14 protein-coding genes are annotated in these 10,349 nt (G+C 59.2%); all 14 read left to right on the forward strand.

Translation table 11 applies throughout. From position 1 onward, the window contains the following. Positions 1-32 precede the first annotated feature (32 nt). A complete protein-coding gene (locus OX89_RS13195) occupies positions 33-308 on the forward strand; it encodes a hypothetical protein (RefSeq protein WP_157497452.1) in 276 nt (91 codons plus the stop codon). Positions 309-346: 38 nt separating this feature from the next. Next, positions 347-847 carry a helix-turn-helix transcriptional regulator gene (locus OX89_RS13200; RefSeq protein WP_047350953.1) on the forward strand — a complete coding sequence of 167 codons (501 nt, stop codon included), beginning with the start codon at positions 347-349 and terminating at the stop codon, positions 845-847. A 133-nt stretch (positions 848-980) separates the two neighbouring features. Then, entirely contained in the window at positions 981-1,235 is a 255-nt protein-coding gene (locus tag OX89_RS13205) for an antitoxin (protein WP_047350954.1), read from the forward strand. Then, positions 1,229-1,549 carry a type II toxin-antitoxin system PemK/MazF family toxin gene (locus OX89_RS18210; protein ID WP_084002061.1) on the forward strand — a complete coding sequence of 107 codons (321 nt, stop codon included), beginning with the start codon at positions 1,229-1,231 and terminating at the stop codon, positions 1,547-1,549. The genes OX89_RS13205 and OX89_RS18210 overlap by 7 nt, the downstream gene beginning before the upstream one ends. A gap of 3 nt (positions 1,550-1,552) precedes the next feature. Continuing rightward, the gene (locus OX89_RS18630; protein ID WP_157497454.1) at positions 1,553-1,981 is read left to right on the forward strand and encodes a hypothetical protein; all 429 of its coding nucleotides are present in this window, start codon (positions 1,553-1,555) and stop codon (positions 1,979-1,981) included. Positions 1,982-1,984: 3 nt separating this feature from the next. Continuing rightward, positions 1,985-2,512, forward strand: a complete 528-nt coding sequence (locus OX89_RS13215) for a chlororespiratory reduction 6 domain-containing protein (protein ID WP_047350956.1) — start codon at positions 1,985-1,987, stop codon at positions 2,510-2,512. Between the two features lie 67 nt (positions 2,513-2,579). Continuing rightward, the gene (locus OX89_RS13220) at positions 2,580-3,092 is read left to right on the forward strand and encodes a hypothetical protein (RefSeq protein ID WP_047350957.1); all 513 of its coding nucleotides are present in this window, start codon (positions 2,580-2,582) and stop codon (positions 3,090-3,092) included. A gap of 23 nt (positions 3,093-3,115) precedes the next feature. Further along, positions 3,116-3,625 (forward strand): hypothetical protein, encoded by a 510-nt coding sequence (locus OX89_RS13225; RefSeq protein WP_047350958.1) that lies wholly within the window; start codon positions 3,116-3,118, stop codon positions 3,623-3,625. 44 nt (positions 3,626-3,669) lie between these two features. Continuing rightward, the gene (locus tag OX89_RS13230; RefSeq protein WP_047350959.1) at positions 3,670-4,242 is read left to right on the forward strand and encodes a hypothetical protein; all 573 of its coding nucleotides are present in this window, start codon (positions 3,670-3,672) and stop codon (positions 4,240-4,242) included. Between the two features lie 3 nt (positions 4,243-4,245). Next, on the forward strand, positions 4,246-4,455 hold the full coding sequence (locus OX89_RS13235; protein WP_047350960.1) for a hypothetical protein: 210 nt from the start codon (positions 4,246-4,248) through the stop codon (positions 4,453-4,455). Positions 4,456-4,495: 40 nt separating this feature from the next. Continuing rightward, positions 4,496-4,759 (forward strand): hypothetical protein, encoded by a 264-nt coding sequence (locus OX89_RS13240; protein ID WP_052952270.1) that lies wholly within the window; start codon positions 4,496-4,498, stop codon positions 4,757-4,759. A gap of 28 nt (positions 4,760-4,787) precedes the next feature. Next, on the forward strand, positions 4,788-5,528 hold the full coding sequence (locus tag OX89_RS17825) for a DUF2786 domain-containing protein (RefSeq protein WP_052952271.1): 741 nt from the start codon (positions 4,788-4,790) through the stop codon (positions 5,526-5,528). Further along, on the forward strand, positions 5,525-7,435 hold the full coding sequence (locus OX89_RS13250; RefSeq protein ID WP_157497456.1) for a site-specific DNA-methyltransferase: 1,911 nt from the start codon (positions 5,525-5,527) through the stop codon (positions 7,433-7,435). Before OX89_RS17825 ends, OX89_RS13250 begins: the two co-directional genes overlap by 4 nt. A gap of 8 nt (positions 7,436-7,443) precedes the next feature. Next, positions 7,444-10,170, forward strand: coding sequence for a DEAD/DEAH box helicase (locus OX89_RS13255; RefSeq protein WP_047350961.1), 2,727 nt, complete (start codon positions 7,444-7,446; stop codon positions 10,168-10,170). Positions 10,171-10,349 lie beyond the last annotated feature (179 nt).

A 10,349-nucleotide genomic window follows, 5' to 3' on the forward strand; every position in this document is an offset into this window, starting at 1 on the left:
CTGGTGCGCCTAAATTTTCAATGGAAATACTGATGTTCAAACCTACCGGCAACGGCCAAATCGATCACCTCAACACCATCGCAATGCGTCTGGCAAAGGGGGCCAATGATGGCTTCGGCGTTCTTTCCACAGGCGAGAAATGCTATGTAGCGCTGGCCTCAAACCGATTGGATTTACTGCAATCCATCGACTACACCATTGCTGAAGCGATTGCTCGCATCGGCCAAGACTGGGTGGAATATCTCCTTTTGAGCTGGCAATATGCGGGGAACCCGGCGAACTATGCAGAGACGGATGGCGCAGATTGACCAACGCCATCCGGCGTGGCGCGGCATCAACAAGAATCATGCAGCCTAATCCATCCGCCCCGTCCGACGAGAGCGCCTGCGCCCCCCTGGCCCAAGCGCTGCGCGACAAGGGCTGGACGGTGCGCGATGCGGCCGAATACCTGGGTGTCTCCCGTCAGCGCCTGTATTCCGTCTTCGCAGATCCTGCCAGGCCCCGCCTGTGGGGATGCGCCGTTGCCGGGATGCCCGCTTGCACGCCGGAGATCAAGCTGGCCCTGAAAACAGGGCGCAAGGCCAAACCAAAGCCTGCCCCAGCGCCACCACGCCCAGTGGCCGAGCAGCGGCCCGAATTCGAGGTGGGCGATGTGGTGATGGCGACCAAGTACGCGGGCATCGCCGAAGAAGGCGAGGAGGGAGTGATCGCCGCGCTGCGGGGAGCACAGGTGAATCTGGAACTGCTGGTGCAAATGCCTGACGGCGAAGACTGGTTCCCCGTGAAGGACTTCCACGCGTGCTTTGCAACGACCGGACGGCAGCAGAAAGGCGCCGAGTTCAACTGAGTTTACCCAAAGTTATCGTTTTTCGCTAACCTTGAGTAACCTTGTTAGAAACGACGCCTGTAGCAACGATGTTGCAACTCTTGATTGACAACCAAGGCGCAACGTAATAACATCGTTGCCACTGGAGTGAATCATGCAAATCGCAATTCGGAACATTGGAAACAGCAAGGGTGTTGTCTTGCCCAAGCCGCTGCTTGCCCAGGCAGGGCTGGATGGCTTGCCGGCCGCTGACATCGCCGTAGAAAACGGTTCCATCGTCCTGCGAAGGCCTGCCAAATTGCCCCGCGAGGGCTGGGCTGAAGCGGCTGTAGCCGTGGCTACAAATGGCGGGGATGCCCTGCTGCTGGGTGAGTTCGGCAACGCCGATGACCAGGAGCTGACCTGGTGAAGCGCGGAGAAATCTGGTTGGTGAACCTTGATCCGACCGTGGGCAGCGAAATCCAGAAGTCCCGCCCCTGCGTGATAGTTTCTCCAGCCGAGCTACATGACCACTTGCGCACCGTAATCATTGCACCCATGACATCGAAGGGTTTCGCGGCGCCCTTTCGAGTGCCGGTCACGCATGCCGGAACCCAGGGGTTGATCGTTCTGGATCAGATTCGGACGGTGGATAAGACACGGCTATCCAAGAGGCTAGGCACAGTACCAGCCAAGACGTTGAGCGCAGTGTTGAACACGCTCCAGGAAGTATTCGCTGAATAGAACATGCAAAAAAACGAAGTGACCATAGAGCAATGGGCCGTGATTCGTATTGAAGGTGCTGGCCATATCGAGGAAGTGGCGCATGACCGTGCCAACGCCATTTTGCGGTACTGCTGGCGTCGCATCAGCCAACAGCCCAGTTTCGATTTCGAGGCATGGTGGAAAGAAAACTCCAAGAAGAAACATCTGGTCTGCCAAAAAATCCGCGTCAGCACCCAGCATATCACTGGTGTCCCACATCCTGGCTGGCGCCGCCCCACCCCCAAGGCCGATCGGTGCGAATGGGACATGGGCCACGCGACGATTTGCGCCCAGCAATGCGAGGTTGAGGGCAAGCATGTCGTGGAGGGCCACAGGCTCTGCGGACTGCACCTAAAAACCTACCAGCGCCGTGGACAACTACTGCTGGCCACCAAACCACCGAAAGCCTGATCCATGCCCAACAATCCATTCCCAACCATCATCCTCACCGACTCCGATGGCCTGGCCCACAACACCGAGCCGACCATGTTGATCCTGCAGATCGAGCGCGACGATATTGAAAAAGGAAATATCGCCAGCACGCTTGAAAAACTGCTCATCATCTCCGACACGCGCGAAAACGCCCTGCTCTACCGGGAAAGCCTGGTTTTCCAGGTGCAGGGCTACGACCACGATAAACGCGAGTTGCCCGAGATTCCAGAGGTACGCGCATTCTTCACCAAACTGAACAAGGCCTGGCCGCACTGGATGTGGTTTTTATGCCGTGACATCGGCGCCATCGCCCTACTTCTGGCTCTGCTGTGCAAGGTCAAGATCCATCGCCAGGCCGGGAGCTATGGAACTGAATTTCTCCATCCAAACGAAATTCAGCGCTGCATGATGGATATGTTCGATCGCGGCAATGCCATGTTTCGCGCTTATGGTATTTCTACTCAAGATGCGGCCGAGTCGGCAAGTTCAGCCGTCGCCGAAATCCAATAAACCTGATTGTCGGTAATGTGATTTTTTGTGTGATTGTGTTAGACTTGCCTAAAATTGGAGTTTAGGCATGAATCGCAGTCCCATAGAAATACTCGGCGCCATTCTCGATGAGGTCGAAGGTTTGCGCCGCACAGATGCGCAAAGCCATCTGCCCGAAGCGTTGATCCGAGAGGCCAGGACGGTCTTTGACGTTGGGGCAAGCGCAACCGAAAGCAACGGCGTTCAGCTGCAATACGCCGATGGCCTGGAAGGACGCACCGTCAGCCATGTGTTTTCCAGCGACCTGCGGATGGCGTCGATCGTCATTGTCTGCACCGATGGCGCATTCCTGGCGCTCGACGTGGAAGACGACGACGGCGGCTCTGTCTGCGTCCATGGCGGTGCCATGCGTGGGCGCACGTTGGCCGATTATCTAAAGCCCGCCGAACTGGTCGCGGTCGGGCTGATGACCGAGGCCGAGCGCCAGCGCATGGAGCGCCAGCAGAAAACCGAGCGACTGAAAGCCTCCCTGGCCCGCTATGAGACACAAATCGAAGCTACCAAGCGAGAGATCGCGGCCTTGGCGCTGTCGGGTGTTTAGTTCGCAAATCGAGTTAACTTGCCATGATTACCGAGCAACCTGAAAAACCACCATTCCTGCAACCCTACATCCCGATCGATAGCGCCCCCACGGGCGTCGGCTTGGCGCACCTCCAGCAACGCCAAGAGGCCGTCTTCTTCATCTGGATGTTGGCTGCCATCGCTCTTGCCATGGCAGTGGCTGGTCAACTGTCTGAAGATGCAGGCTACATGGCGACGGCGTTGGCCGTGATCGTGGCGGGCCTGGCCCTGGCACTGGCGCTGTTGTTCTGGTTTCTGTCCGGACGCCAGCTCAGCCAGCTTGAGGCCATGCTGGCGCAACAGTTTCCGTTTTGCAGCGAGGCCAATCAGGTTCTGCGCGAGGCAGCGGTCAACCGCAAGACGATTCGCAGGGGCGACTTGTTCCGCGCCCTCAAAGTCCACTTTGGGCAGGAAGACGCCCGAGAACGCGCCGCCCGCAAGGCTGCCGAGCAGGATCTGCGCGACCAGGCCGTCCATAAATTCGCGCAGCAGAAAACACCTGACCAGGCCTGACGCTGCGCCGCACGTTCGTCCCAACACCGTTCGCAAGCTCCAAGATGGCCCACATTCAGCACTACCTACTACCGGCACAGCAATGCGCCTTCGCCCTGGGCCTGCACCAGATCGCCAAAGACGACGCCCTGCGCGCAAAGACCGACCTGCTGCGCGAATATGGCAATGCCGATGCCATTCTGCGTTCCGGCCCGCGTGTGCAAGCCCTGGCCTGGAGCGAGCGGCCATTGGCCATGTCGGGATTCACGGTGCCGAAGTGGGATTCCACTCTGCGTGCCTGGCTTCAGTCGCCCAAGAAAAACACCCACCGGGGCAAACGCGCGGCCCAGGAGATGGCCGAAGTGGGCGAGCTGATGGAAATGTGGCAATGGGCTCTGGAGCGTGCCCTTGGCGTCCACGGCACGATTTTTGGTCGGCACAAGGGCAATCTCGTGTTCCTCGATACCGTGGCCAGGCCGCTCGCGGATGGCCGTGTGGTCGTGCATCTGCCCGTGCGCGACAAGTTCGACCCGCCGCATGATGGGCATCAGGATCCCCAGGCGCCCAGCGGCGCCGTGCCGATTACGGCCGAAGAGGCTCAGGCCCTGGTCGGTGAACCCCTGGAAATAACTTCCTGAACCATGGCGCGCTCCACGAAAGTCATCGAGGTCAACGGCGAGACCCTGGAAGTGCCGATGTACGTCAACCGCACCCGCTCCGGTTGGCAGGCCAGGGTCAGGCACGCCATCGGCACGGCGTCGCAGCATTTTGCCGATGCCCATTACGGCGGGGCGCGGCAGTCGCTGCAGGCGGCAGCCGATGCGGTGAAGCGATTTCTGGCGCAAACCTAGTCCAAGGCAAATGCGAATCGGAACAGCAGGAGGAAACCCAATGCAAGACAAAGAACAAATCATTGAGCCAATGGTGCAATTGGCACTTCAACATCGTTTCCGCCTGGAACTCGGCAGCGAGCCTGGGAAACCCATATCCCAAGAGAAGCGACAGGCATTCCTGCAAAGCGCTTTCAGCGAGATAGCGAAGGGCATGGGGATCGAGCGCCTTTGCGAAACCCCCGTGGAGCGACTGGATCAGTTCGCCGTCATGTCGGTCATCAAAAACCACGACACCGCAGGTGGAGTAGTTCATACATCCTGACGGTAGTTTTTCTCTGGTGCAATGAACCATGGCGCTTGACCCCAAGATCCTCGGCAAGATCAAAAAATGCCTGGCCCTGGCATCCTCGGACAACCCCAACGAAGCCGCAACCGCTCTGCGCCAGGCCCATGCCCTGATGGCTGCGCACGGCGTTTCGGCCGAACAGATCTCCATGGCCGACATTGGCGAGGCTACGGCCAAGAGCCGCACCATGGCGCGCAGCAAAGCGGCGCAATGGGAAGGCGCCCTGGCCTCGGTGGTGGGCCGTGCCTTCGGCTGCCAGCTCATGCTCAAGCGCGCTCCGATCCGGCGCAAACTAAAGGCGCCACTCAACGATGGCACCTACATCTTCGTCGGTATCCAGGCCCAGGCGCAGATTGCCGCCTACACCTTCGACGTGCTGGCGCGCAAATGCAAGAAGGCACGCGCAGACTGGATCGCCGACAAGCTTCAAGGCATCTCGCAAATGCCTGGCGGCAAGCGCACGGTCACCGGCCTGGGGGACGAATTCGCCATGGGTTGGGTGAGCAAGATCGCGCGGGTGGTGCAGGACTTCGCGCAGCCTGATCCCGTGGAGCTGGCCATCGCCAGCTTCATCAAGTCTCGGGTGACCAAAGAGGGCTCAGAGGACGAACTGGCGCGCAAGCCCACAACCGACGACGAACGCACGCGCGGGTTCGCTCGCTGGCACGGGATGCAGGCGGCAGAAGGCGAGTCGATCCATCGGCCCATGAACGGCGCTGAGGCGACGTTGCAGATCGGCTGTTGAGAAGGCTGCACGCCGAAACTGATGCGGTGCAGTTGCGCAAGCACCAGCGTTCGACCAACACGCAAGAAACCAAGAAAGCACCGTCAATGCCAACACTTCACTGGGTCGGAAAAGAAAAAGTCGTCAACCATCACCACGACGTGCCGTTCCGGCTGTTGGACAAGCAGTACAGCTTCGCTGCCAATGAAGGCACGCCCGCCAGTTCCACGGACAACCGCATCATCCACGGCGACAACCTTGAAGCGCTCAAGAGCCTGTTGCCTGAATTCGAGGGGCGGGTGAATTGCATCTATATCGATCCGCCGTACAACACGGGCAACGACATCGATAAAAAAACGAGCTGGACTTACAACGACTCGGTTGATGATCCGCGTATCCGCAGGTGGCTTGGAAATACGGTTGGCAAAGAAGATCTGTCCAAGCATGACAAGTGGCTGTGCATGATGTACCCGCGCCTCAAGCTGCTGCATCGCCTTCTGCACACCCACGGGGTATTTTTGTGCAGCATCGACGACAACGAAGTGCATAGATTGCGGCTGGTCATGGACGAGATTTTTGGGGCAACGAATTTCATCGCGCAAATCACCTGGGACAAGACCAGGAAGAATGATGCGAAGCTATTCTCCTCTGGTCATGAATACGTGTTGGTTTACGCGAAGAACCTCGCCGCTATCCAGGCAGCGAAAACCGTGTGGCGCGAAGAGAAGCCCGGAGCCAGAGAAATCATTGATGAATGGAAGCGATTGCGCTTGGTTCATGGCGATGATTTCGCGCAGATCGAAGTCCGTCTGGGGGGATGGTTCAAGGGCTTAGGCAAGTCACACCCATCCAAGAAACTCAGTCGCTACCGCCATGTTGACAAATTCGGGCCTTGGCGAGATAGAGATATCTCGTGGCCCGGTGGTGGCGGGCCACGATACGACGTGATGCATCCCACAACCAGGTTGCCGTGCAAAGTCCCTGAGCGAGGCTGGATTTATGCAGACCCGAAAGAAATGCAGCGCCAGATAGATTTAGATCTGGTGGTGTTTCGGGCCGACCACAATGATCCACCCATCCGAAAAGCCCACCTTATCCCGTCTCCCGCAGAACTGGATACGTTCATAGCGCCGGAGGCAGAGGACGCGCAAGAGGAGGGTTTGGACGACGAGGATGGTGAAGAGCTATCAGGGACACAGGTCATGCCGACCTACATCTACAAACAGGCGCAGGCATCGGTTAAAACCTTGCGCGCTATCTTCGAAGGCAAGAAAGTTTTCGCCAACCCAAAAGACCATGAAGTGATCGCTCGTCTGATCCGGTACGTAACTCCCAAAAACGCCATCGTCCTCGATTCCTTCGGAGGCTCGGGATCCACCGCACATGCCACACTCGCCGCCAACTTGGATGACGGCGGCACGCGCCGCTTCATCCTCTGCGAAATGATGGACTACGCCGAAACCATCACCGCCGAGCGCGTGCGCCGCGTCATGAACGGCTACGGCGAGGGCGCCAAGGCCGTGCCGGGGACTGGTGGCGGCTTCGACTTCTACACCATTGGCCCCTGCCTGTTTGACGAAGACCAGAACCTCAATGAGGAGGTCGGCGAGGCGGCAATCCGTGACTATGTGGCCTACACCGAAGGCATTCGGCCTGAACACCGCTGGGGCACCGACAACCCCGTGAGCCGCTACGCCCTGGGCGCAAGCGACACCGCCATGTGGCTGTTCCGCTACGAGCGCGGCCAGGTCACCTCCCTGGACATGGATTTCCTGGGCAGCCTGAACCTCAAGGCCCACCTGGCGGCGGGCAACACCAGGCCCGAGCAGTTCATCGTCTACGCCGACAAATGCGCGCTTGATGCGGATTTCCTCTTCAAGCACGGGATCACCTTCAAGCGCATCCCGCGTGACATCACCAAATTCTGAGGCCCCGCATGGAACTCAACGACTACCAACGTGAAGTGTTGCGCGACCTGGGCAACTACCTGCAGACCCTGATCGACTGCGGCGGCAACATGGGCCAGGCCTTCAGACGGTTTTGGCAGGAGCACGGCGTGCTCCAGCAGACCTACAAGAACAACGTGCAGGGCGTGCCTCATGTGTGCGTGAAGGTGCCCACGGCGGGCGGGAAGACCTTCATCGCCGTCAACGCCATCGAGCGCATCTTCGGCGCGCTCGACGAATACAACCCCAGCAAGCCCAGGTTCGTGGTCTGGCTGGTGCCGTCGCTGACCATCCTTGAGCAGACCGTCAAGAACCTGTCCAACATCGAGCACCCCTACCGCCAGCGTCTGAACGAGTTGTTCAACGGCCGCGTGCAGGTGTACGAGAAGGCCGACGTGCTGCAGGGCGCGGACTTTAATGCCGACACGGTACGTGGGCAGCTGTCACTGGTCGTGATGTCGTTCGACTCGCTCAAGGCTACGAACAAGGAAAACCGCAAGGCCTACCAGGAGAACGGCTACCTCGCCTCTTTCCTACAGGCCCCCACCGATGAAGGGGTGCTGCTGCCCGAGTACGACAAATCCGCACTCATCAACGTGATCCGCAGCCTGCATCCCGTGGTGGTGGTGGACGAGAGCCACAACGCGGAAAGCCAGTTGTCCGTGGACATGCTGCGCAACCTCAACCCCGGCTTCATTCTGGATCTGACGGCCACGCCACGCGACAACAGCAACATCATCAGCTACGTGGATGCGCTGCGGCTCAAGAAGATGGACATGGTGAAGCTGCCCGTCATCGTGGCCAACCAGCGCAGCCAGGAGGACGTGATCATGGCCGCGCTCAACATGCGCCGCCAGCTGGAAGCCTTTGCGCAAAAGGCCGAGGCCGCTGGCGGGCCGTACATCCGCCCTATCGTTTTGTTCCAGGCCGAACCCAGGAACAAGGATGACACGACGACGTTCGACAAGGTGAAGCAAACACTGCTGGGCCTGAACATCCCGGCCGAACACATCGCCATCAAGACGGCCAGCATCAACGAACTCAAGGGCCTGGATCTGATGAGCCGCGACTGCCCGGTGCGCTACATCATCACGGTGAACGCGCTCAAGGAAGGTTGGGATTGCCCATTCGCCTACGTGCTGGCCACACTTGCCAACAAGTCCTCCGTGGTGGATGTGACGCAGATCCTGGGCCGCGTGCTGCGCATGCCCTACGTGCGCAAGCACAAGGCGGAGTTCCTGAACCTGAGCTACGTCTTCACCTCATCGAGCAATTTTCAGGAGACGCTGAACCTGGTGGTCGCGGGCCTGAACCGGGCCGGGTTCTCCGACCGTTCCTATCGTCAGGTGGATCTGACTCAGGACGAAGATGCTCAAGCGCCAGCGGCGCAAGCCAGCCAGGCCGATTTGCTGCAAGCACCCACGGCGGGCGATGCGGGCGAGGACACCAGCGCGTTCCTGGCACTCGATGGCGGCAGACTGGATGCCGACTGGGAAGCCCATGCCCTGGCAGCAGCGCAAGACTCCACGGTGTTGGCCAACGACAGCGGTCAAGCGGCTGCGGAGCCTGTCACTGCGCCAGATGCCACAGGCGCCGTGGAGCGCATCAAGGCCCAAGCGTTGGCCGATGCCCAGCAATTCAACGCCCAAGCAGAGCGTGCCATGGGTGAAACTTGCCCCGAGGAACTGAGCGAGCACATGAACCAGCACCGGATGAAGCCCATGTTCGAAGCATCGGCCAAGGCCATCGCCCTGCCCCAGTTTTTCCTCAAGGTGCAGACCAATGGGGGGTTCTTCGACAGCAGCGCCGAGTGGTTACCGCTGTCCAAGGACAACCTGCTGTCGGGCTTCGTGTTGGCCAATCTGGATGCCACGATGAACTTCGCGGCCGTGGAAGCCGACGTGTACAAGGTGGACTCCGAGGAGATCGGCAACGGCCAAAGCGCCGTGCAATTCAAGGCCATCAAGAAGGCCGAGAAGGACAAGTTCAACCAGGCCATCAAGGGGCAAACGCCTGCAGGTCAGCTGCGCTCGATCGTGGATCGGCTGTTCTCGTTGCTGGGCAAGAACGCCTTCTATCCCATCGATGACCCCGATGTCCGCGCCTACCTGAAACGGATCGTGGAGGCCATGAGTGCCGATCAGCGCAGTGACTGCCTGGAGCGCGACTACGCCTATGTGAAGCTCATCAAGAAGAAGATTCAGGGCCTGGCCAGCGGGCATGCGGCCAGGGAATTCAACGACTGGCTGACCACGCAAAAAGTGAGGCTGCAGCCGGAGTTCTCGTTTGCCGAGACCATCGCTCCCAGCGACAACGCGCCCGCCATCAGCAAGAGCCTATATGTCACCGAAGCGGGGATCAATGGGCTGGAGTCCGCCGTGATCCGTGGCGTTGCAGGCCTGGACAACATCGTCTGGTGGCATCGCAATCTGGAGCGTGGCAAGGGATTCGTCCTCAACGGCTTCATCAACCATTACCCGGACTTCATCGCGCTCACCGAGAACAAGAACATTATCGTGATCGAAGCCAAGGGCGATGACCGCGACAACTCCGACTCCAAGGACAAGCTAAAGCTGGGCAAGACCTGGGAAAGCGAGGCCAACCAGCTCAGCCATCAAACGGGCTACCGCTACTGTTACATGATGGTGTTCGAGAACAATGCGCTGGAGGGTGCCTTCAGTCTCGCGGACGCGCTCAAGTTGGTTGCGGAGCTTTAGCGTGCTGAAGGCTTGTTGTCCTACCTGCTGAAATTTGGTAGTACAGGTGCTGTCATACATTGTTTGACATCGCCAAATGCGCACGGCACACTTCGTACAACGATGTTCAACAGGAGTTGTTCGATGGAAGTCGCGCTCAAAAAAATGGGAAACAGTACCGCCCTGGTGATCCCCCCCCC

The organism is Diaphorobacter sp. J5-51 (assembly GCF_001023515.1).
Taxonomy (GTDB): Bacteria; Pseudomonadota; Gammaproteobacteria; order Burkholderiales; family Burkholderiaceae_C; genus Diaphorobacter; species Diaphorobacter nitroreducens.

Coding starts and splice junctions, on each gene's coding strand:
- OX89_RS13195 (WP_157497452.1), top strand. CDS start 33: ATGTTCAAACCTACCGGCAACGGCCAAATCGATCACCTCAACACCATC.
- OX89_RS13200 (WP_047350953.1), top strand. CDS start 347: ATGCAGCCTAATCCATCCGCCCCGTCCGACGAGAGCGCCTGCGCCCCC.
- OX89_RS13205 (WP_047350954.1), top strand. CDS start 981: ATGCAAATCGCAATTCGGAACATTGGAAACAGCAAGGGTGTTGTCTTG.
- OX89_RS18630 (WP_157497454.1), top strand. CDS start 1,553: ATGCAAAAAAACGAAGTGACCATAGAGCAATGGGCCGTGATTCGTATT.
- OX89_RS13215 (WP_047350956.1), top strand. CDS start 1,985: ATGCCCAACAATCCATTCCCAACCATCATCCTCACCGACTCCGATGGC.
- OX89_RS13220 (WP_047350957.1), top strand. CDS start 2,580: ATGAATCGCAGTCCCATAGAAATACTCGGCGCCATTCTCGATGAGGTC.
- OX89_RS13225 (WP_047350958.1), top strand. CDS start 3,116: ATGATTACCGAGCAACCTGAAAAACCACCATTCCTGCAACCCTACATC.
- OX89_RS13230 (WP_047350959.1), top strand. CDS start 3,670: ATGGCCCACATTCAGCACTACCTACTACCGGCACAGCAATGCGCCTTC.
- OX89_RS13235 (WP_047350960.1), top strand. CDS start 4,246: ATGGCGCGCTCCACGAAAGTCATCGAGGTCAACGGCGAGACCCTGGAA.
- OX89_RS13240 (WP_052952270.1), top strand. CDS start 4,496: ATGCAAGACAAAGAACAAATCATTGAGCCAATGGTGCAATTGGCACTT.
- OX89_RS17825 (WP_052952271.1), top strand. CDS start 4,788: ATGGCGCTTGACCCCAAGATCCTCGGCAAGATCAAAAAATGCCTGGCC.
- OX89_RS13255 (WP_047350961.1), top strand. CDS start 7,444: ATGGAACTCAACGACTACCAACGTGAAGTGTTGCGCGACCTGGGCAAC.